This is a genomic window from Aurantimonas sp. A3-2-R12 (assembly GCF_036016755.1).
Classification (GTDB): Bacteria; Pseudomonadota; Alphaproteobacteria; order Rhizobiales; family Rhizobiaceae; genus Aurantimonas; species Aurantimonas coralicida_A.
Genome location: NZ_JAYXIH010000045.1, coordinates 1 through 21,863 on the forward strand (window position 1 = coordinate 1; position 21,863 = coordinate 21,863).

General features: G+C 64.0%; 13 protein-coding genes and 3 pseudogenes. 6 read left to right on the forward strand and 10 right to left on the reverse strand.

All coding sequences use genetic code 11. The features are described from left to right. From VSX60_RS18430 to VSX60_RS18450, 5 genes and pseudogenes are all read right to left on the reverse strand, one after another. A pseudogene (locus VSX60_RS18430) lies at positions 1-175 on the reverse strand (putative sulfate exporter family transporter); the annotation flags it as partial. 229 nt (positions 176-404) lie between these two features. Continuing rightward, complete coding sequence (gene xsc / locus VSX60_RS18435) at positions 405-2,180, reverse strand: sulfoacetaldehyde acetyltransferase (protein ID WP_327625728.1); 1,776 nt, start codon at positions 2,178-2,180, stop codon at positions 405-407. 195 nt (positions 2,181-2,375) lie between these two features. Next, a complete protein-coding gene (locus VSX60_RS18440; RefSeq protein ID WP_327625729.1) occupies positions 2,376-3,266 on the reverse strand; it encodes an ABC transporter permease in 891 nt (296 codons plus the stop codon). Between the two features lie 14 nt (positions 3,267-3,280). Further along, on the reverse strand, positions 3,281-4,135 hold the full coding sequence (locus VSX60_RS18445) for an ABC transporter ATP-binding protein (protein ID WP_327625730.1): 855 nt from the start codon (positions 4,133-4,135) through the stop codon (positions 3,281-3,283). 75 nt (positions 4,136-4,210) lie between these two features. After that, positions 4,211-5,197: a taurine ABC transporter substrate-binding protein gene (locus VSX60_RS18450; protein WP_327625731.1), complete on the reverse strand. Its 987-nt coding sequence runs from the start codon at positions 5,195-5,197 to the stop codon at positions 4,211-4,213. 677 nt (positions 5,198-5,874) lie between these two features. Here VSX60_RS18450 and VSX60_RS18455 point away from each other — a divergent pair. From VSX60_RS18455 to VSX60_RS18465, 3 genes and pseudogenes are all read left to right on the forward strand, one after another. Then, positions 5,875-6,480 (forward strand): helix-turn-helix domain-containing protein, encoded by a 606-nt coding sequence (locus VSX60_RS18455; protein ID WP_327625732.1) that lies wholly within the window; start codon positions 5,875-5,877, stop codon positions 6,478-6,480. Between the two features lie 9 nt (positions 6,481-6,489). Beyond that, positions 6,490-8,938, forward strand: a pseudogene (locus VSX60_RS18460) (GcvT family protein). Further along, positions 8,935-11,424: a GcvT family protein gene (locus tag VSX60_RS18465; protein WP_327625733.1), complete on the forward strand. Its 2,490-nt coding sequence runs from the start codon at positions 8,935-8,937 to the stop codon at positions 11,422-11,424. Before VSX60_RS18460 ends, VSX60_RS18465 begins: the two are co-directional and overlap by 4 nt. A 10-nt stretch (positions 11,425-11,434) precedes the next feature. Here the strand turns inward: VSX60_RS18465 and VSX60_RS18470 are convergent, their stop codons facing one another. Together VSX60_RS18470 and pdxR are read right to left on the reverse strand one after the other, a co-directional pair. Further along, positions 11,435-12,190, reverse strand: coding sequence for a sulfite exporter TauE/SafE family protein (locus VSX60_RS18470; RefSeq protein WP_327625734.1), 756 nt, complete (start codon positions 12,188-12,190; stop codon positions 11,435-11,437). Positions 12,191-12,206: 16 nt separating this feature from the next. Continuing rightward, on the reverse strand, positions 12,207-13,700 hold the full coding sequence (gene pdxR, locus VSX60_RS18475) for a MocR-like pyridoxine biosynthesis transcription factor PdxR (protein WP_327625735.1): 1,494 nt from the start codon (positions 13,698-13,700) through the stop codon (positions 12,207-12,209). Between the two features lie 128 nt (positions 13,701-13,828). Here pdxR and VSX60_RS18480 point away from each other — a divergent pair, with 128 nt between their 5' ends. After that, positions 13,829-15,172 (forward strand): aminotransferase class III-fold pyridoxal phosphate-dependent enzyme, encoded by a 1,344-nt coding sequence (locus tag VSX60_RS18480; protein ID WP_327625736.1) that lies wholly within the window; start codon positions 13,829-13,831, stop codon positions 15,170-15,172. A 150-nt stretch (positions 15,173-15,322) separates the two neighbouring features. On the opposite strand, the gene VSX60_RS18485 is transcribed toward VSX60_RS18480, so the two are convergent. From VSX60_RS18485 to VSX60_RS18495, 3 genes are read right to left on the reverse strand one after another with little or no spacing between them, the layout of a single operon-like run. After that, positions 15,323-18,499: an efflux RND transporter permease subunit gene (locus VSX60_RS18485; protein WP_327625737.1), complete on the reverse strand. Its 3,177-nt coding sequence runs from the start codon at positions 18,497-18,499 to the stop codon at positions 15,323-15,325. Continuing rightward, positions 18,496-19,599: an efflux RND transporter periplasmic adaptor subunit gene (locus VSX60_RS18490; RefSeq protein WP_327625738.1), complete on the reverse strand. Its 1,104-nt coding sequence runs from the start codon at positions 19,597-19,599 to the stop codon at positions 18,496-18,498. The genes VSX60_RS18485 and VSX60_RS18490 overlap by 4 nt, the downstream gene beginning before the upstream one ends. Further along, entirely contained in the window at positions 19,596-20,696 is a 1,101-nt protein-coding gene (locus VSX60_RS18495) for an efflux RND transporter periplasmic adaptor subunit (RefSeq protein WP_327625739.1), read from the reverse strand. Before VSX60_RS18495 ends, VSX60_RS18490 begins: the two co-directional genes overlap by 4 nt. 84 nt (positions 20,697-20,780) lie before the next feature. Here VSX60_RS18495 and VSX60_RS18500 point away from each other — a divergent pair, with 84 nt between their 5' ends. Further along, positions 20,781-21,248 carry a MarR family winged helix-turn-helix transcriptional regulator gene (locus tag VSX60_RS18500; RefSeq protein ID WP_327625740.1) on the forward strand — a complete coding sequence of 156 codons (468 nt, stop codon included), beginning with the start codon at positions 20,781-20,783 and terminating at the stop codon, positions 21,246-21,248. A 405-nt stretch (positions 21,249-21,653) separates the two neighbouring features. Then, positions 21,654-21,761: pseudogene (locus tag VSX60_RS18505) on the forward strand (integrase); the annotation flags it as partial. Positions 21,762-21,863 lie beyond the last annotated feature (102 nt).

The following is a 21,863-nucleotide window of genomic DNA, read 5'->3' on the forward strand; positions in this document are numbered from 1 at the left end:
TGAGGAAGTTCAGGGCGATGCCCAGCAGCAGCGCCATCAGCATGGCCGGCGCGCCGTAATGTTCGGACAGGAACTTCGCCGCGACGGCGACCGTCGCCGCAACCAGCACCCCCGGCGCATAGTCGGCAATTCGCCGCGATAGTCCCGACCCAGGGGGTGGAGGCGTCGACGCCATGTCCTGCGCGGCCGGGGACGTTGGGTCGGGCGCTGTGCTCGGCAGCACCTCCTGGCTTGCGGTCATGACTCACTCCTTGCGGCGACGGCCAATGCGCCGCTGCCAGGGTCTGCATGTGTCGGTGCTCTTTCAGCATCGGACCTGACGCCGGCGTCCGCTTGTCGGACAGATCCGATGCTTCACTCATGATCGAGTGCGACGCTTGTGCGTCTGCCTGAACGCTCTTGGATCAGATGCCGCGCTGCGGGCGCATGTCTTTGGGGTCGATGCCGGCGACGACGACCGGCTTCTTCATCGCGTCGCGGCGGAACGGCTCGCCTAGCTCCTGGTTGAGGATCACCTCGATGAAAGTGGTGGCGCCCTTGGCCTGGTCTTCGAGCGCCTTGGTGAGGGCGCCGGTCAGTTCGTCCTGGCTGCGCACCGTCACGCCCTTCATGCCGCAGCCTTCGGCGACTTGGGCATAGCTGAGCTTGGGATCGAGTTCCGTTCCGACGAAATTGTCGTCGTACCACAGCGTCGTGTTGCGCTTTTCCGCTCCCCATTGGTAGTTGCGGAAGATCACCATGGTCACCGCCGGCCATTCGTCGCGGCCGATCGAGGTCATCTCATTCATCGAGATGCCGAAGGCGCCGTCGCCGGCAAAGCCCACCACGGGCGTGTCCGGACAGCCGATCTTGGCGCCGATGATCGCGGGAAAGCCGTAGCCGCAGGGGCCGAACAGGCCGGGCGCCAGATATTTGCGACCCGCTTCGAAGCTTGGATAGGCGTTGCCGATGGCGCAGTTGTTGCCGATGTCGCTGGAGACGATCGCCTCCTTCGGCAACGCTGCCTGGATCGCCCGCCAGGCCATGCGCGGCGACATCAGCTCCGGTTCGCGGTCACGCGCTTTCTCGTTCCACACCGTGCCGGGATCGTCGTCCTCGTGATCCATCGAGGACAACTGCTGGAGCCAGGCCGACTTGGTTTGGTGGATCAGCGCGGTGCGATCGGCCCGCCCAGCGTCGCCAGCCGTGTCGGACAATTGCTCCAGAAGCTGGCGCGCCACGGCCGCTGCGTCGCCGCAGATGCCGACGGTGATTTTCTTGGTCAGACCGATGCGGTCGGGATTGATATCGACCTGGATGATCTTGGCGTCTTTCGGCCAATAGTCGATGCCGTAGCCGGGTAGGGTGGAGAACGGGTTGAGGCGCGTGCCCAGCGCCAGCACCACGTCGGCCTTGGCGATCAGCTGCATCGCCGCCTTGGAGCCGTTATAACCGAGCGGACCGACGCTGAGGCGATGGCTGCCGGGAAAGGCGTCGTTGTGCTGGTAGCCGCAGGCAACCGGCGCGTCCAGCCGCTCCGCGAGCGCGATCGATTCCGGGATAGCGTTGCCGACGACGACGCCGGCGCCGTTGAGGATCACCGGGAACTTTGCCGCCGACAGCAGCTTGGCGGCCTCGGCGATCGCCGTCGGGCCGCCGGCGGAGCGCTCCAGCCGAACGATCTGTGGCAGATCGACGTCGATGACCTGCGTCCAGAAATCGCGCGGGATGTTGATCTGCGCCGGGGCGCAGCCGCGCCAGGCTTTCTCGATCACCCGGTTCAGTACCTCCGGCACCCGCGAGGCGTCGCGCACCTCTTCCTGATAGCAGACCATGTCCTCGAACAAGGCCATCTGGGTGACCTCCTGGAAGCCGCCCTGGCCCATCGTCTTGTTGGCCGCCTGGGGCGTGACCAGAAGCATCGGCGTGTGGTTCCAGTAGGCCGTCTTCACCGCCGTCACGAAGCCGGTCACGCCGGGGCCGTTCTGGGCAATCGCCATCGCCATCTTGCCGGTCACCCGGCTGTAGCCGTCGGCGATCAGGCCCGCATTGGTCTCGTGGGCGCAGTCCCAGAAGGTCACGCCGGCCTTCGGAAACAAATCCGACACCGGCATCATCGCTGAGCCGATGATGCCGAACGCATGTTCGATCCCATGCATCTGAAGAACCTTGATGAAGGCTTCCTCGGTCGTCATCTTCATGGTCGTATCCCCTTGATTATACGTGAGTGGAACCGTGCGTCCCGGCGCACAGATGGATCGTTCGGAGCGATCCCGCCGCCGAGGGACTATCAAATTTCGTCCTGATCCCGAGCCGATCCGCCGTTGCCGGACCCCGCGCTCGATCGGGCGGAGGCCGTCTGGCCGTGCCGCGGGCGGTCCGGACGAATCGCCCGATCAGCCCTTGCCCTTCCACGGGATGAGCTTGCGCTCGGCAAAACGCATCAGCATCTCGATCCCATAGCCGATCAGGCCGATGATGGTGATGCCGATCACCACCGTGTCGGTCTGCAGGAAGTTCTTGGCGATCATGATCATCGAGCCGACGCCCTTGTCGGCCGCCACCAGTTCGGCGGCGACGACCGTGCCCCAGCACACCCCCATCGCGGTCCGAAGGCCGGTGAAGATCTCCGGCAGCGCATTCGGCAGGATGACGTGACGCAGGATCTGCATCTTCGAGGCGCCGAGCGAGTAGGCGGCGTGGACCTTGGAGATCTTGACGCTGGCGACGCCCGACCGTGCGGCGATGATCATGATGAACAAGGCGGCCAGGAACAACAGGAAGATCTTGGCGGTCTCGTCGATGCCGAACCACAGGATGATCAGAGGAATGAGCGCCAGCGGCGGGATCGGCCGGACGAATTCCACGATCGGGTCGAGCAGGCCGCGGCCGATCGTCGTCAGGCCCATGGCCAGACCCAGCGGCACGCCGACCAGCGTTCCGAAGAAGACGCCGGAGATGACGCGATAGACACTGACCCAGATATGTTCCCACAGCGCGGTGTTGCGAAAGCCGTTGCTGATCAGCGAGCTAAGGCGCTCGAAGACGGCGTCGATGGAGGGCCAGTAGATCGGCCGGATCCAGCCGAAGGCGGACGCCGCGAGCCACAGGCCCAAGAGCAGGGCGACGGTGAGGATCGAATAGGCCCGACCCGAATTGACCGCCGAGGAGTCACCGAATTTGACGGTCTTTTGACGTGTGAAGGTGTTGTCCGCGATGCCGAGCCAGATCGCCAGCTCGGATGGCTGCGGGGGCGATTTCGGCGAGTTCTCGGTAGTGTCGGTCATCATCCGTTCCCCTATCAAGCCACGTCGCCGTCGACATGGCCCATGATTTCTTCCTCCATGCCCCAGATCATCGTCAAAATTTCTTCGCGCTTTTCGATGAAGTCCGGCGATGCCTTGATTTGTCGCGGGCTCTCCGTCAGCCCCATTTCCGCGAAGGGCAGCCGGTATTCCCTGAACACCCGGCCTGGACGCGGCGCCATCACCATCAGGCGTTCGCCCAGAAACAGCGCCTCCTCGACCGAATGGGTGATCAGGATGATGGTCTTGCCGGTCTCTTTCCAAAGCTTCAGGACGAGGCCCTGCATCTTTTCGCGGGTCAGGGCGTCGAGGGCGCCCAGCGGCTCGTCCATCAAGATGACGTCGGGGTCGTTGGCGAGACAGCGGGCGAGGGCGACGCGCTGCTGCATGCCGCCGGACAATTGATAGACCGGTTTGTCGCCGAAACCTCGCAGCCCGACAATGTTCAGGAGACGCTCGACGGTGGCACGCACCTCGGCCTTCGGCTTGCCGGCCATATCGGGGCCGAAGGCAACGTTCTGCTCGACGCTCAACCATTCGAACAGGGCGCCCTGCTGGAACACCATGCCCCGGTCGCGGCCCGGCCCGGTAATCCGGGACAGACCGCCAACGCCGTCACCGGACGACCCTTCGGCGGTGCCATCGCCTTCATAGTGGATGCTTCCCGAAGTGGGCGACAGGAAGCCGGCCATGATGTTCAGCAATGTCGTCTTGCCGCAGCCGGACGGGCCCAGCACGGACAGAAGTTCTCCGGGCTTGAGGGAGAACGAGACGTTTTTCAGCGCCTGCACGCTGCCGCCGGACGGCAGTGTGAAAATCATCGAGACGTCGTCGACGACGAACCCTTTCATCGAAATTCCTTCGCTGGTCCGATTCAACTGGGGCAGGCGCGGCATGGTCTTCCCATACCGCGCTTGACGCAATCGCTACTGAAGGAAGGACGGGTCGATCATGCCGCTGTAATCGTCGAGAGCTTTGTCCATCTCGCCCTGGGCGACGAAGAAATCGGCGACCTCCTTGGTGAACTTTTGGACCGATCCGCCGAGCCAGTTATCCGAGGCCTGTTCGGCGCTGGTGGGAAATGAGAACATGCCCAACATCTCCGTCGCCGCCGGAAGGTCCATGCCGGAAGCCTTGGCGATGATCGTCTGATATTTTTCCGGGCCGGCCGCATAGGCCTCATTGGCCTTGCTGGTCACGGCCATGAATTTCCGGAGCAGATCAGGGCTCTCCTCGGCGAACTCCTTCGTCACGGAAATCACGTCGAAGACGCGAATGCCGATTTCCTCCTGCTCGGCCGCCGTCATCAGCACCTTGCCATATTCCTTCATGCGCTGGAGCGGTCCGCCGAAGGCGCAGCCCATCGCCACATCGCCGCGCCCGAGCGCGATGGCGGCGTCGGCGCCGTTCATCTGCACCAGGTCGACCTTGGTGGCGTCGACGCCGAGATGATCGAGCATGCGCAACAGCTTGTAATGGGTCACATTGCCGATCGGCGTCGCAATCTTCTTGCCTTCCAGATCCTCGGCATTGTCCTTGGTGATGCCGGCGTCATCGTGAACGACGCAATTGTCGGCTTCCGCGTAGGACACGGCAATCCCGACAGTCTTGAGGGGAAGACCGTTGGAAACGGCGACGACGAATGGCACCAGTCCCTGGCTGAAGGCGATCTGTACGTCGCCCGAGGCCATCGCCTGCGACATCTCGTTGCCGTTGCCGAAGGCTCGCCAGTTCACCGTGACGCCGAGTTCCTTTTCGTAGGTTCCGTCGACCTGGGCGATCTGGTTGGCGGTCGGCCACTCGAGGAAATAGGCGACGGTGATTTCCGAGGGCTGCGCCACCGCGATGGACGTCGTCAGGGCGAATGCCGCTGCGGCCGCAAGGCCGGTCGAGATGCGAGTGAGAGATGTCATGTCGGCGTTCCATTTCTGTGAGATTGACGATGGCCTGTCGAGCCGATGGAATTTCTGCCTGGTCTGATGCGAATGCGATCGATCGGACGGCATCGAGCCGCCCTTGGACATCTGCCCGGGCGCCGAGGCTGCGAGCGACGGCGTCAAAGCCCACGGTCAACCCGGCGGTCGGACAGTCTACGCGCTCCTGTCTCCTCCCGAGCGCTGCATTCTGTCCATGATGCTATGTCACAAGACCGGTGGCGATTAGGTCCAAAAGCGGGATTATGATGGGTCCAGACGTCGCCTATTGAGCGAGGCGACAGTGATTGCGTCAATTCTGCGAGGATCACTCCGGTCGGGATTGCAATCTTCTTGCAACTCTGAAGACCCGACGTGGCGGGTCGGCGCGTTGACTGCAGGGGGCGCAGAACTCATCGGCCGCTTCCCCGGTAAATGCTAAGTGATAAGTGCGAATTCTCCAAAAAAAGGCGCCTCGAACCCACGGGAGACGATAGATGTTCTTGAGACAGAGCTCGGGAAACGGCGCTACGCCACATGCCTATCCGTCGTGCTCGATGCCGCCGTGCCCCTCGGGGGAAGAAGGGCCAATAGGCACACAAAAATTCATGTATATGAAAAATTGATTGATTATTTCACGTCGACATGATCTCTTTGTTTGGAGAGGCGAGGAATGGATGGCAGACGTGTCGACAACAGCCGCAGTCGCGCATGACGGGTCCGGAGAGGCGAGCAGGACGTCGCTCGGCGCCGATTTGCGCGCTCTGCGCAAGGCAAAAGGGCTGACGCTGGCGGAGCTGGCGCTGAGCATCGGCCGCTCGGTCGGCTATGTCAGCCAGGTCGAGCGCGGCATCTCCGCTCCCGCCATCGACGACCTGCGCAAACTCGCGACGCTGTTCGGGGTGCCGCTCGGCTGGTTCTTCGTCAACGACGAGGCGCCCGAGAACGAGCGTGGTGTCGTCGTGCGCGCCGGCGCTCGCCGCAAGGTCGGCAGCCAAGAGGCCGGCCTGACCGAGGAATTGCTGTCACCCGACCTTGGTGGCTCCTTCGAGCTGTTCCGTTCCGTGTTCGCACCCGGCGCCGAGCTTGCCGAAACGCAACGACGCGAAACCGAGGAAGCCGGTTATCTGATCTCCGGCGAGCTCGAACTCATCCTTGACGACCGTTGCCTGCTGTTACGGGCCGGCGACAGCTTCCGTTTCGCTCATCAGGCCTATCGCTGGCGCAATCCGGGCATCGAGCCGGCCGTCGTCATCTGGGTCATTTCCCCCCCGGTTTATTGAGGTCCCGCCATGGCCGAGCTTCCGTCCCACGCCCGCGTCGTCATCATCGGAGGCGGAGCGGTCGGATGCTCGAGCCTTTATCATCTGGCCAAGACGGGCTGGAGCGATCTCCCGCTGCTCGAGTCGAACGAGCTGACGTCTGGCTCCACCTGGCACGCGGCCGGCAACTGCCCGAACTTCGCCGGTTCCTGGGGCATCATGAAGATGCAGAATTACTCCAACCGGCTTTACGAGAGGCTGGGTGACGAGGCCGATTATCCGATCAATTACCATGTGACCGGCGCGCTACGCCTCGCCCATAGCAAGGAGCGGATGCAGGAATTCGAGCATGTGCGTGGCATGGCTCTCAATCAGGGTATCGCGATGGAGATGGTCACGGCGGCGGAGATGCGCGATCTTTGTCCCTTCCTGGAAACCCATGACCTCCAGGGCGGATTGTGGGACGCGGCGGACGGGGACATCGACCCGGCGCAGATCACCCAGGCGTTCGCCAAGGCCGCGCGCGGAATGGGCGCGACGATCATCCGATTCTGCCCAGTGACAGGGTTGAGCCAACAGAGCGACGGCACCTGGCATGTTGTGACCGCCAAAGGCACGGTGAAGGCGGGCATCATCGTCAACGCCGCTGGCTACCGCGCCGCGGAACTCGGTCGCATGATGGGCCGTGACGTTCCGATGGTGGCGATGTCGCACCAATATCTCGTCACCGAGGAAGTGCCCGAATTCTCCGCGCGCGAGACGAGCATCCCGATGGTCCGCGATCCCGACTCTTCCTACTATCTGCGCCAGGAAGGCAAGGGCCTGATCCTCGGCCCCTACGAGCACCAGGCCACGCCCTATTGGGTGGGCCGTGCCGATCCGATGCCGGCCGATTTCTCGTTCCAGCTCTGGTCGGACGATCTGGACCGCATCGAAAGCTATATCGAGGATGCCTGCGCGCGGATGCCGGTGCTGGCCAGCGCCGGCATCCAGAAGGTCATCAACGGGCCAATCCCCTATGCGCCGGACGGTCTGCCGCTGATCGGTCCCGTTCCGGGCATCAGCAATGCCTTTGAAGCCTGCGTCTTCACCTTCGGCATCGTCCAGGCCGGTGGCGCCGGCAAGGTGCTCGCTGACTGGGTCACGGAAGGCGAGACCGAATGGGACATGTGGGCGGTCGATCCGCGCCGTTTCACCGACTTCGCCACCAAGTCCTACACGGTCCAAGGCCGTCGAGGTCTATTCGCACGAATACGCCATTCACTACCCCCATCTGGAATGGCCGGCAGGGCGCCCCGCCAAGACCTCGCCGGTCTACGAGCGGCTGAAGGCCAAGGGCGCACGGTTCGGCGCGCGGGGCGGCTGGGAGAAGCCGACCTGGTTCGGGACACCCGGCGACGAGGACGCTCCCGAGACCTATGGCCGTGGCGACTGGTTCGAGTCGGTGGCGCGCGAATGCGATGCCGTCGCGAACCAGGTGGGAATCCTCGACCTCACCGCCTTCGCCCGGTTCGAGCTGAAGGGCGAGGGGGCGGCACAATGGCTGGGCGGCATGATCGCCGGCGCGCTGCCGAAGCCCGGCCGTGTCACCCTTGCCTATCTCTGCACCAGGGCCGGACGCATCCTGACCGAGCTCACCGTCACGCGCTTTGCCGAAGATCATTTCTGGCTGATCGGCGCCGTCGGTGGCCAGTGGCACGATCGCGACTGGCTGAGGCGCCACATGCCGGCGGACGCCGATTTCACGCTGACCGACGAGACGGCCGGCTGGGGCACGCTGGTCATCGCCGGGCCGCGGTCGCGCGATCTCCTCGCCAAGGTCGCGGACAGCGACCTGTCGAACGCGGCGTTTCCCTGGCTTTCCCACCAGCCTGTCGAGATCGGCATGGCGCGCGGCCTGGCGATCCGCGTCAATTATGTCGGCGAACTCGGCTACGAGCTGCATCTGCCGCTGGCAACGCTGGCCGGTGCCTACGACATGTTGTGGCAGGCCGGCGAGGAATTCGGCATCGCGGATTTTGGCGTCTACGCCATGGATTCCATGCGGCTGGAAAAATGCTACCGCGGCTGGAAGAGCGATCTGTCGACCGACTATTCGCCGCTGCAGGGCGGGCTCGACCGCTTCGTCCGGCTCGACAAGCCGGACTTCATGGGCCGCGACGCGCTGATCCGGGAACGGGAGGCTGGCGTCTCGGAGCGTTTTGCGCCGTTGATCGTCGATTGTGCGGCTGACCGCAGCGGCGTCGATCCTGTGCCGCTTTCGAGCGTCTGGAAGGGCGAGGAGCGCGTCGGTCTCGTCACCTCGGCCGGCTTCGGCCATCGCATCCAGAAGACGATCGCGCTTGCCATGTTGCGTGCCGATCTCACCGAACCCGGCACCGAAGTCGAAATCGAGATCCTCGGCGAGCGCCGCAAGGCGACGGTGGTCGCCGAGCCCATTTACGACCCTCGCAACGAGCGGCTGAAAGGTCTGTCATGACGACGAAACCGGTCCCTTCCTCGGCGCGCGCGGTGATCATCGGCGGCGGCGTCATCGGCTGCTCGCTCGCCTATCACCTGACCAAGCTCGGCTGGACGGACGTCGTCCTGTTGGAGCGAAAGCAGCTGACCTGCGGCACGACCTGGCACGCGGCGGGCCTGATCGCCCAGCTCCGGGCGACCCACAATATGACGCGGCTCGCCAAATATTCGCAGGAGCTCTACGGCACGCTGGAGGCCGAGACGGAGGTTGCGACCGGGTTCAAGCGCAATGGCTCGATCACCCTCGCCTTGACCGACGAGCGGCTGCAGGAGTTGAAGCGCGGCGCCTCGATGGCGCGCTCCTTCGGCGTCGAGATCGAGGAGATCTCGGTCGCGGACGCCAAACGCCTGAATCCGCTATATAATATGGAAGACGTCACCGGTGCTGTCTATCTGCCGAAGGACGGGCAGGGCGATCCGACCAATATCGCGCTGGCTCTGGCCAAGGGCGCCCGCATGCGCGGCGCGCAGATCATCGAGGGCGTCGCGGTCACCGCCATTCACCAGGTCGACGGTCGCGCCACCGGCGTCGCGTGGCAGCGCGGCGAGGAGACCGGCAATCTCTCGGCCGATGTGGTGGTGAACTGCGCCGGCATGTGGGCCCGCGATGTAGGCCAGATGGCGGGCGTCAACGTGCCGCTGCAAGCCTGCGAACATTTCTACATCGTTACCGAAGCGATCGCCGATCTGCCGCGCGACATGCCGGTGATGCGGGTGCCGGACGAGTGCGCCTATTACAAGGAGGACGCCGGCAAGCTATTGCTCGGCGCGTTCGAGCCGCGCGCCAAGCCCTGGGGACAGGACGGCATTCCCGCAGATTTCTGCTTCGACCAGTTGCCTGAGGATTTCGACCATTTCGCCCCGATCCTGGAGATGGCGGTCAATCGCTTTCCCGCGCTCGAAAAGGCGGGAATCCATACCTTCTTCAACGGACCGGAGAGTTTCACGCCGGACGACCGGGCTCTCCTTGGCGAAGCGCCGGAACTCGCCGGGTTCTTCGTCGCGGCGGGCTTCAATTCGGTCGGTATCCAGTCGGCCGGCGGCGCCGGCATGGCGCTGGCGCAGTGGATCGAGGATGGCGAGCCGCCCTTCGATCTCTGGGATGTCGACATTCGCCGGATGCAGCGGGTGCAGAACAACCGCACCTATCTCGTCAACCGCGTCAGCGAGACGCTCGGTCTGCTCTATGCCGATCATTTTCCCTATCGCCAGTTCGAAAGCGCCCGCGGAGTGCGGACCTCGCCGCTGCACGAACGCTTGGCCGCGCGCGGCGCCTGCTTCGGAGAAACGGCGGGCTGGGAGCGGGCCAACTGGTTCGTGCCGAAGGCGGATCTGGAACGCGGGGTCAAGCCCGAATATCGCTACAGCTGGGGTCGGCAGAACTGGTTCGACTACGCCGCCGGCGAGCACAAGGCGGTGCGCGAGGCGGTCGGGCTGTTCGACATGTCGTCCTTCGTCAAGCTGCGGGTGGAAGGCCGCGATGCCTTCGATGTCCTGCAAAAGCTGTGCGCTAACGATGTCGACGTGGCACCGGGCCGCATCGTCTATACGCAATGGCTCAACGATCGCGGCGGCGTCGAAGCGGATCTGACCGTGACGCGTCTTTCCGAGACCGCGTTCCTGGTGATCACCGGCGCGGCTCAGGGCGTCCGCGATATTGCGTGGCTGAAGCGCCATATTCCCGGTGACGCCCACTGCACCGTCACCGACGTCACCAGCGCCGAGGCCTGCCTTCCGGTAATGGGGCCGAATGCGCGCAAACTCTTGCAGTCGCTGACCGGCGCCGATCTTTCCAACGCGGCGTTTCCGTTCGCGACGGCCCGCGAGATCGAGCTCGGCATGGGCGTCGTGCGCGCCCACCGCATCACCTATGTCGGCGAGCTAGGCTACGAGCTCTACATGCCGAGCGATCTGGCCCGGCATGTCTTCGATACCGTAATGGAGGCAGGCGACGCATTCGGCCTGCGCCTTTGCGGCATGCACACCATGGATGCCTGCCGGCTGGAGAAGGCGTATCGCCATTTCGGCCATGATCTGTCCGACGAGGATCATGTGCTGGAGTCGGGGCTGGGCTTTGCCGTGAAGCCGGACAAGACGCCTGGCGCCTATGGCGATTTCATCGGCCGCGCCGCCGTGGCGGCGAAAAAGCAGGAAGGCCTGACGAGGCGGCTGGTACAGTTCAAGCTCGATGATGCCGAGCCGCTGCTCTATCACACCGAGCCGATCTGGCGGGACGGCGCGATCGCAGGGTTCCTGACCTCGGGCGGCTACGGACATCATCTCGGCGCGGCAATCGGCCTTGGCTATGTGCAATGCGAGCCGGGCGAGAAGCCCGGCGATATCGTCGGTTCCTCCTACGAGATCGAGGTCGCCGGCGAGCGCGTCGGTGCCATCGCCAGCCTCAAGCCGCTCTACGATCCCAAGTCGGAGCGGGTTCGCGCCTGAACGAGCGGCCTCATACGATGGCGAGTTTGATCAGGCCGATGGCGCAAAGCACGACCAACATCGCCAGGACAAAGGCGCGGAACGATTGCGGGCTGGCGGACAGGAACCGCCGTCCGCCCAGCCAGACGCCCAGCGCCATGAAGGGCAGCGCGAAGCCGATGCGCGCCAACGCCGTCACGTCGAACAGGCCGTTGAGGGTCAGTAGCGCGCTGCCCCAAAGGTCGATCGCGAACAGATAGGCGATGAAGACGGCGCGCATGATCGGCGCCGGGATCCGCCCGGCGGTAAAGGCCAGCGCGACGACGAGGCCGCCGACGCCGGCGGCGCCGTTGACGATGCCCGACACCAGACCGGTTGCGGCCAACAGGCTGCCGGACAGACGCAGCGCCAGCCCGGGACTCAGCCACAAGAGCAGGCTGGCGAACAGAATGAAGGCCAGCAGTGCGCTCTTCACCGGCTCGGGCGGCAAGGTGGCGAGCAAATGAACGCCGATCGGATTGCCGATCAGCGCGCCGGCGAACAGGAATCCCAGAATTCGCCAGTCGATCTCGCGCCAGACACCGCGCGCCTGACCGAGGCTCGCCGCGATCTCCAGACCGATGGCGATCGGCACCAGTTCGGCCGGCGGCAGGATGAGCGTCAGCGTCGCCATGATCACCGCCGACATGCCGAATCCGGCATATCCCCGCGCGAAACCCGCGCACAGGAAGACTGCCGCGCTGAGGACGAGGCCGCCGGCGCCGAGGTTCAGCATCGATGCGGGCATGGGAGACCGGTCATCATTATTCGGCGGCTTGCGTCGATGACGAGGGCAGGCTCCTGACGATCTCGGCCAATTTGCGAACGCCCTCGGCGATACGGTCGGTGGCGATCGCGGAGAAGCCGAGACGGAAATAGTTTAGCGGCGGATTGCGGCCGGCGAAGAAGAAATCGCCGGCCTCGATGACGATCCCTTGCTTCAGCGCCCGCCGCGCCAATTCACCGGCATCGAACCCCGGCGGTCCTTCCAGCCAGTAGCTGGTGCCGCCGAAGGTCGGGCTGCGCGACCAGAACGGCAAATGGGTCTGCAGCGCCTCGCCCATGATCCGCCAGCGTTCGCGGTAGACACGGTGCAATCGCCCCAACAGCGCATCGTGATGTCCGAGAGCCAGGAAGAGGGCGGCGGCGCGCTGGTTGTTGCCGGGCGGGTGGCGCAGCATCAGCCGGCGCAGCGCTCGCGCCTGATCGATCAGCGGTTTCGGGGCGACCAGAAAGCCGATCCGGACGCCCGGCACCAGGGACTTGGACAAGCTGCCGATGTAGATGACCCGCCCCTCCTTATCCAGCGACTTCAGCGCCGGAGTCGGTGCGGAGACATAGTTGGCCTCGAACTCGTAATCGTCCTCCAGAATGATCAGGTCGTTGGCGCTGGCGAGCGCCAACAATTCCTTGCGTCGGGACAGTGGTAGCGTCGCCGTGGTGGGGAAATGATGCGACGGGGTGATAAAGGCCAACTGACAGGCGGCCAGCCGCTCGTCCATCAGCAGCCCATTCTCGTCGACTGGTATCGGCACGACGTGCCGGGTGCGCAAGGCGAACATGTTGCGCGCGTCGGGATAGCCCGGGTCCTCGATGGCGACGCGCGTGTTCGCTCCGACCAGCAGACTTGAAACCAGGTAGAGGGCGTTCTGAGCGCCCATGGTGATGAGAATCTCCTCGTCACGCGCGGCGATCCCCCGGCGGGGCAGGATGCGGGTGCGGATCTGTTCGATCAGCATCGGGTCGTCGGCGTTGAAACGGTCCGCAGTCCACTGGTCCAGACCTTTTGCGCCCATGGCCTGGCGGACGCAGTCGCGCCATTCGGAAATGGGAAACAGAGTGTGATCGATCTGGCCGTAGATGAAAAGATAGGGATGGTCCCGCCAGTCTTCCGGTTTGACGATATTGACCTGACCGGCGGGATGGATCCGCAGGCGCGCCTGCCAGTCGATCTCGCCTTTGTCCTCTGTCGGGGCAGCCGCGTCCGCCGACGGCACCAGTCCCGTCAGGACCTCGGGGTTGACGTAAAAGCCGCTGCGCTCCCGCGCAAGCAGGAACCCATCCTCGACAAGGGCCTGATACGACAGCACGACGGTATTGCGCGACACGCCGAGCTGGCGCGCCATCGCCCGGGTGGAGGGAACCGATTCCATCGCCGAGAGCTGGCCGGCCAGAACGGCGGAGACCAGACCCTCGCGTATCTGCGCCTGCAGCGTGAAGGTTTCGCCCTTGTCGACATGAAACAGTGCGTTGCGCATGACGGTCCTGGCCTTACCCAATTGGGCGATCTGGTCCTACGATCAGGCCAGACCGGACGGTATCGTGGGAAACCTGACATTCGCAAGTGAATCCGGGTGCGCCCGCCAAACTCCCATCGAGGTGAACCATGAGCTCCAGATCCGCAGCCGCAGACGTCGCCTTTTCACCCACCAATTCCCTCGAAGCCCACTGGATGCCGTTTTCCGGCAATCGCGACTTCAAGCAGAGTCCGCGGATGGTGATGCGCTCAGAGGGCATGTTCTGCTGGGACCAGAACGGCAATCAGGTCATCGACGGGTCGTCCGGCCTGTTCTGCTGCCCCGCCGGTCACGGGCGCAAGGAAATCGCCGATGCCGTTCACCGGCAGATGCTGCAAAACGACTATGTCGCGCCCTTCCAACTGGGTCAGCCGACTTCCTTCGCCCTGGCACAGAAGGTCGCCGATCTCCTGCCGGAGCCGATCAATCACGTCTTCTTCGTCAATTCGGGCTCGGAGTCGATCGACACGGCGTTGAAGATCGCCATGGCCTATCACCGCGCCCGCGGCGAGGGTGAGCGCATCCGCTTCGTGTCCCGCGAGCGCGCCTATCACGGCGTGAACATCGGCGGGGTGTCACTGTCCGGCATGATCAAGAACCGCGAGGCGTTTCCCGCCATCATGCCGCATGTGGCGCTGATGCGGCATACCTGGCAGGAAGAGAACAAGATGACGCGTGGCCAGCCCGAGCACGGCGCCGAGCTCGCCGAGGATCTGGAGCGTATCTGCCAGACCTACGGTCCGCGGACCATCGCCGCCTGTTTCGTCGAGCCGGTCGCCGGCTCCACCGGAACGCTGGTGCCGCCGAAGGGCTATCTCAAGCGGTTGCGCGAAATCTGCGACAAACACGGCATCCTGCTGGTGTTCGACGAGGTGATCACCGGCTTCGGTCGTCTCGGCGCGCCCTTCGCCTGCGACAAGTACGATGTCGTGCCGGACATCGTCACCATGGCCAAGGCGCTGACCAACGGCGCCATTCCGATGGGCGCGGTCGCAGTGCGCGACGCGGTCTACGAGACGGTTACCAACGCCAGCCCCGAGGGCGCCGTCGAGTTCTTCCACGGCTACACCTATTCGGCGCATCCGGCCGCCTGCGCGGCGGGACTGGCGGCGCAGGAAATCTACGCGTCCGAGGGCCTGTTCGACCGTGCGGCGGAATTGGCGCCGTATTTCGAGGAAGCGATCTTCGGCCTCAAGGACCATCCGCTGGTGTTCGACCTGCGGGTGGTCGGCCTGATGGCCGGCGTCGAGGTCAAGAGCGACGGGGCGCCGGGCCTGCGCGGCCAGCAGATGCAGAAGGATTTGTTCTGGAACGGCTGCCACGTGAAGTTCACCGGCGACGTCGCGGTGGTGGCGCCGGCCTTCATCGCCGAGCGCAAGCATGTCGACGAGATCGTCGACAAACTGCGCAAGACGCTCGACCAGCATCTTTAGCACTGTAGTTTTTGCCGTTCCTTCGAAGAGCATTACCTCACGATCGAACGCGCGCCGGAGCGCCAGCCCAAGCCCCTCGTGCCTCGTGGCTGGAATGCCGTGCGCTTCGACATCGATCCGCGGCAAGCGAATCTTGGCGGACTGTTCCGATCAACCGGGCACGGCCTCCGGCATCGGATCGACATCGGGTTCGGGCGCGGGATCCTTGGGCTCCTGCACACGGAAAACGACGAGGTAAAGCGCCGGTATGAAGAGAAGCGTGATCAGCGTTCCCGCGATGATGCCGCCCATCATCGCGTAGGCCATCGGCCCCCAGAACACCTCGCGCGAGATCGGGATCAGCGCTAGGCTTGCCGCCGNCGCGATGATGCCGCCCATCATCGCGTAGGCCATCGGCCCCCAGAACACCTCGCGCGAGATCGGGATCAGCGCTAGGCTTGCCGCCGCCGCCGTGAGCAGGATCGGACGCGCCCGCATCTTGCTCGCCTCGTACACCGCACTCCAGGGGTGAAGTCCTTCTTCGCGCAAGACCTCGATCTGATGGACGAGGATGATCGAGTTGCGGATGAGGATGCCGATAAGCGCCAAGACGCCCAGGATCGCGACGAAGCCCAGCGGAGCCCCTGATGGAATCAATGCCGCGACGACGCCGATCAGGCCCAGCGGCGCGGCACTGACGACGATGAGCGTTGCCCTGAAACTCTGCATCTGGATCATGATCAGGGTCAGCATGGCGACGAGCATCAACGGCACGACGGCGGCTATCGGTCCCTGGCTTTGGGTGCTCGATTCCACCGCACCGCCGATTTCCACCGTGTATTCGGCGGGCAGGCTCTCCCGGAACGCGGCGATCTTTCCCCCGAGGTTCGCGACGATCGTCGCGGGTTGTGCCGGCCCGAGGATCGCCGCGCTGACCGTAATGGTCGGGATGCGCGAGCGCGAGTAGAGGATCGGGTCTTCATAGTCGTAGCCATAACTGACGAGGCTTGCGAGCGGGATCGCGGCACCTTGAGAATTCGTCAGCTGCAGGTTCTTGATCGCCTCGATGGAGTCGCGGTCCGACTGGCGGCCGCGCGCCACCACGTCGACCAGATAGATGCCGTCCCGGACCTCCGTGATCGTCAGACCGTCGAGGACGAGGTTCAGTGTCGATGCGATCTGCTGTGACGTCACGCCCAGCTGGCGCGCCTTGTCTTGCAGGATTTCCACCTTGAGCGCTCGGGCCGGCTCGTTCCAGTCCATGACGATCGATCGCAGGCGGGGATCTTGCGCCATGACGGCCGCAAGCTCGCGCGCGCCGGCGCGCACCACCTCGATATCCGGACCGCCGACGCGGTACTGCACCGGTCGGCCAACGGGTGGTCCAAGCTCGAGATTCTTCACATAAACGTCGATGCCGACGAGATTCGTGCGGGCGAATGTCTGGATCTTGTCACGGACCCGCTCGCGCGCCGCGATATCCTTGTTGACGATAACGACCTGGCCGAAGAACGGGTTCGATGGCTGGACATCGTAGGCGAGGATGAAGCGCTCGGCAGATCGGCCGACATAGGACGAGAAATGGTCGATGTCGTCGTCGCCGACCAACGTCGCCTCGAGCTTGTCCATTTCGGCCTTGGTCTCGGCGATGGTTGCGTTTCGCCGCAGCATGAAGTCGATCACGAGTTCCGGCCGGTCGGATGTCGGGAAAAACTGTTGCTGCACGAAGCGCATCGAATAGATCGAGCCGGCAAAGAGCGCGACCGTGAGCAGGATCGTGATCCAGCGCCGGCGCATCGCGACCCGCAGGATGCGGCTGAAAGCGCGCCGGGCAAAACCGGGCTTTGCGTCGTGCTTGTGCATCGACTTGGGCAGCAGCAGCACACCAATCAGCGGCGTGAACAAGACGGCGACGACCCAGGACAGGAGCAGAGCCAGGGCGATGACCACGAACAGCGAAAAGGTGTACTCGCCGGCATTGGAATTGTTGAAGCCGATCGGCAGGAAGCCGGCAACCGTGACGAGCGTTCCCGACAGCATCGGAAAGGCGATCGAGGTCCAGGCGAAGCTCGCGGCCTTTTCCCGCGTCTCGCCCATTTCCGAACGTGACACCATGGTCTCGATCGCGATCATCGCGTCGTCCACCAGAAGACCGAGGGCGATGATCAGCGCACCGAGCGAGATCCGCTGCAGCGTCAGGCCGGCATATTCCATGCCGATGAAGGTCATGGCGAGGACCAGCGGAATCGACAAGGTGACGACCAACCCGGCGCGAAAGCCAAGGCTCACGAAGCTGACGACAAGAACGATGATCACCGCTTCGAGAAGCGCCTGGGTGAAGCCGCCGACGGATTCCTCCACCACGGCCGACTGATCGGCGACGAGGTGTACGCCGATGCCGACCGGCAGTTCGGAGACGATGCGCGCCATCTCCTCCTTCAGATTCTCGCCGAAGTCGACGATGTTGCCACCCTTTCGCATGCCGATGGCAAGGCCGATCGCCGGCTGGCCATTATACCGGAAGAGCGCCGAGGGCGGGTCCTGGTAGCCCCGCTTGATCGTCGCGACGTCGCTGAGGCGGAAAAAGCGATCGTTGACGCGAAAATTGACCGAAGCCAGACTGTTTTCCGAGGCGTATTGGCCCGACACGCGCACGAAGATGCGCTCCGGTCCGGACTGCACGACACCGGACGGCGCGATCGCGTTCTCGGCTTTCAGCGTATCGATGATCGACTGCTGGTCGATGCCGAGCCCGGCGATCTTGCGCAGCGAAAATTCGAGGAAAATCCGTTCGTCCTGGGCGCCTACGAGTTCCACCTTGCCGGATTCCGGCAGCTGCAGGACTTTCGTGCGCACGGCTTCGACATAATCGCGCAACTGGCGTGGCGTGAAGCCGTCGGCGGTAAAGGCATAGATGTTGCCGAATACGTCGCCGAACTCGTCGTTGAAACCGAAGCCTTGAAACTCCGAGGGGAAATCGCCGCGAATGTCCGCCATCATGTGCCGGACGCGGGTCCAGATGCTGGTGATCTGACCGGCCTTCGTCGTCGGAAGCAGATTGACGAAGATGACGGTCTGACCTGGTGTCGTGATCGACCGGGTATAGTCGAGGGAGTCCAGCTCCTGGAGCTTCTTCTCCATCCGGTCGGTGACCTGCTCGGTCATTTCCTTGACGGTCGCACCGGGCATGACGCCCGAAACGACCATCGTCTTGATGGTGAACGGCGGGTCTTCCTCGCGGCCGAGATTGAGATAGGAAAGCGCGCCGACGAGCATCGCGATGATCATCAGAAACCAGACGAAGGAGCGATGGTGAAGCGCCCAGTCGGAGAGATTGAAGCGTTTCACGATGGTCTTTCGCCTTCCGCCATATCCGTCAGCGAGATGGCTTGCCCATCCTCAAGGCTGTGGACGCCGGCGATGACCACGCGCTCGTCGGGTTTCAGTCCGTCGTCGATCCGCACCGCGCCATCGGGCGCGTCGCTCACCGTCACGGCGCGCCGTGTCACCGTCTTCGCCGTCTCGTCCACGACCCAGACCGAAGCCTTGCCGTCCTCTTCCAGGATCGCGCTTTTCGGCACGATCACTGACGCCGGCTGCCCTGCCTTCTCTTGCGGGATCGCTTTGATCAACGCCCCGATGCGAAAGGCGGGCGGGGGATCGGCAAGCGTGATGCGCACCCGATTGGTGCGGGTCAGTGCCTCGGCCTGCGGCGCGATCTCGCGAATCCCGCCCTCGACGCTGAGATCCGGCTCGATCTGCAGGACGACGCGGAAGCGGTCGCCGGCGGTCAGATCCGAACCCTGGGCCGCCGGCACATCCACGACCGCCTCGCGCTCGCCGGTCCGGGCGAGCTTGAAGACCGCCGCGCCAGCCGACACGACTTGACCCACATCCGCCTCGCGGTCGGTGATGACCCCGTCATAGGGTGCCGTGAGAACAGCGAAACTCAGGGTATTTTCGGCTTTGTCGAGCAGCGCCCGTGCGCTCGCGAGCTCGGCATCGGCAACCTGACGGCTTTGTTCGGCGACATCGAGATCGGATTGCGACACGGTCTTGTCGGAGAACAGGGTCCGCGTGCGCTGGGCACTCGCCTCAGCCGTGCGAGCCTGAATCCGGGCATTGGCCAATTGAGCCTTGGCAGAGCGCAGGTCGGCGGCGAGCGTTTCGGCTTCGATTGCAGCGAGTGGCTGCCCCTTCTCGACCTGATCGCCGACGTCGACATCTCGCGAGATCAGCCGGCCGAGGGTGCGAAACGCCAGGGTCGTCTCGAAGCGGGGCGCGATCCTCCCGCTGAACCCCTCGTCCGCGACCACGTGCCGGGCGACGACCATGGTCAGAACCGGGCGCGGCGGCAACGGCGCGGCCTCGGACCCGGTGTCCTCGCTGCAACCCGTCAGAAGCGGCGCCGCAACAAGCAGCACGGTGAAGCAGAACGCTCTTTTCACGATCCGGCCTCTTCATCCATGGCGACGAGATCGGGGATCTGTCCTGGCCGCACGAGCTGGGACCCCTCCGTGATGACCCGGTCGCCGGCCGCAATGCCCTCCTCGACGACGATCTTGCCGCTTTGGTAGGAACCGATCGTCACGGGTGTCAGCCTGACGGCGCCACTTTCCTTCTCAACGGTCCACACCGCCGCTTTGCCGCGATCCGCCATCAGCGCCGTCCAAGGCAGGACGATCGCCCGTTCCTGGGCTTCCCCGACATCCGTGCCCACCACGGCAGAGCCGAGCGTCATCTGCGGCGGAACCGTGTCGAGCCCGACCTTGACCTTAACGGTGCCGGTCGTCGAGTCGATCAGCGGCGAGACCTCGCGCACCGTTCCCATGGTTTTCACCGACGGATCGCCGACGAGCGCGATCGTGATCGAGTGTGACTTCCGCGAGCCGATAAGCAGCTGTTCCTGAATCTCGAAGACCGCGTCGCGATCGCCGTCCTCGGCAAACCCAAAGGCCGTCTGGGCAGCACTGACCACCTGGCCGGGATCGACGCTGCGGCTGGTGATGACACCGTTGGCGTCAGCCCTCAGAACGGTCTCTTCCAGGTTCGTCCTGGCCGTTTCCAGATCGGCACTGGCCATGTCGACGGCGCTGGTCGCCGATGACAGTGCCTTTTGCGCATCGTCGAAATTTCCGCGGGTCGTAAAGCCCTTGCCGAGCAGCTCCTTCTGTCGCTGAAATGCCGACGAGGCCTGAGTCAGTTGCGCGTTGGCGGCATCCACCGCCGCTTCGGCGGCCGCCACGCCGGCTTGTTGCTCGGTCGGGTCAAGCTTTGCCAGCACCTGTCCCTCTGTCACCTTCGCACCGACGTCGACGGCGACATCCGTCACCCGGCCACCGGTCTGGAAGGAATAGGTCGCGGTGTGACGCGCCGTGATCTCGCCCGTCAAAGTCGTGGTCTGGCTAATGGTTTCCGGCTCGACGGTGACGAAACCGACTGGCTCGGGCGGCCTTTCCACGTTGGCATCAGGCGCACAGGCAGTGAGCGCGGATGCGGCCGTCGCAACGAGAAGCACCCGGACCAGGCTCGAACGAGCGTCCATTCTGCCAATCATCGACTTCGCACCCGATTGCTTGTTCGCCAAATTGCTTTACCATTGAGCTAAATCAAAGGAAGGTTCGCGTCAATGGCAGGCGGCAACGACGAGGACGGTAGCGACACGGCGAGGGAGGCGACATCGGACGAGGTTTTACGTCTTTTCAAACGGGTCCTGCAAACCGCGATCGACTTCGACAAGGAGCTCGCCGCCCGGCACGCCCTCGCGCTCACCGACCTTGGCTGTCTTGGGTTCCTGGAGAGCAGCAAGGCTCCCGTCAGCGGCAAGATGATCGCCGAACATGTGGCGCTGTCGACCGGGGCGACGACAGCGCTTCTCGACCGGCTAGAGCGCGCCGGTCTTGTTGAGCGGCGCCCCAATCCGGCGGACAGGCGCGGTATCGTGATCGCGCTGGTCGAGGAAAACGCCCGGCCAATCCTCGACGAGCATCGCCACATGCGCGACCGGCTCTCTGCAACGATCGCCAGTCTTACAACGACGGAAGCCGAGACGGTCGCGAAGTTCCTGCGCACGCTGCTTGAGCGTTTCGATGGCTGAACGCACTGGCATCCGCGGGACGCTGTCACCTCGATGGGCGTTCGGCCGGGAGCGATGCGTCTGGAGCAACTGGCGCCGTTGCCAGCTGAAACCTTCACCCACAAATCCGATATCGGAATGGTCGCAGCCGAACCAAAACATCGAAGATGGGTCGCGAATTGAAAGGGCAGCTCTACATAAACCTGACGTCTCGGTATCGTCGAAACCAAACTTCTGGAAGTGTGGAGAGGCAAGAGGAGCCGAGTCGTCGAATCGTCAGCCGAGGTCGTCGATAGGAACGGCTCTGGGCTTTTTTGTACCCAAAAGCCGCCCGTCGAAACACGGTCCGTTCGTCTTCTGACATTTTGATTGAGGCGCAGACTCTCTTCCTGGCCATTCCGGCCATGGGAGAGAGATAACGGGAGTTGGGTGACCTGCATTGGTTTGCGTCGAGAGGACTCTGGCACTCATTCGCTCCGACGCACCAAGGCGTCGATCATCTACAAGGCGACTGGCAACCTGCGGGCTGTCAAACACCGAGAACGGCCGCGACGGAACTGTCGCGGCGGCCGATCTTACGCCCAGACAGGGTTGAAACTTGCCGGACCGCCTTCCCCGTACTGGTCCTCTTCCGAC

Bases quoted from the DNA above. Each gene is read 5' to 3' on its own strand.
- xsc (WP_327625728.1), bottom strand. From the start codon at position 2,180: ATGAAGATGACGACCGAGGAAGCCTTCATCAAGGTTCTTCAGATGCAT.
- VSX60_RS18440 (WP_327625729.1), bottom strand. From the start codon at position 3,266: ATGACCGACACTACCGAGAACTCGCCGAAATCGCCCCCGCAGCCATCC.
- VSX60_RS18445 (WP_327625730.1), bottom strand. From the start codon at position 4,135: ATGAAAGGGTTCGTCGTCGACGACGTCTCGATGATTTTCACACTGCCG.
- VSX60_RS18450 (WP_327625731.1), bottom strand. From the start codon at position 5,197: ATGACATCTCTCACTCGCATCTCGACCGGCCTTGCGGCCGCAGCGGCA.
- VSX60_RS18455 (WP_327625732.1), top strand. From the start codon at position 5,875: ATGGCAGACGTGTCGACAACAGCCGCAGTCGCGCATGACGGGTCCGGA.
- VSX60_RS18465 (WP_327625733.1), top strand. From the start codon at position 8,935: ATGACGACGAAACCGGTCCCTTCCTCGGCGCGCGCGGTGATCATCGGC.
- VSX60_RS18470 (WP_327625734.1), bottom strand. From the start codon at position 12,190: ATGCCCGCATCGATGCTGAACCTCGGCGCCGGCGGCCTCGTCCTCAGC.
- pdxR (WP_327625735.1), bottom strand. From the start codon at position 13,700: ATGCGCAACGCACTGTTTCATGTCGACAAGGGCGAAACCTTCACGCTG.
- VSX60_RS18480 (WP_327625736.1), top strand. From the start codon at position 13,829: ATGAGCTCCAGATCCGCAGCCGCAGACGTCGCCTTTTCACCCACCAAT.
- VSX60_RS18495 (WP_327625739.1), bottom strand. From the start codon at position 20,696: ATGGACGCTCGTTCGAGCCTGGTCCGGGTGCTTCTCGTTGCGACGGCC.
- VSX60_RS18500 (WP_327625740.1), top strand. From the start codon at position 20,781: ATGGCAGGCGGCAACGACGAGGACGGTAGCGACACGGCGAGGGAGGCG.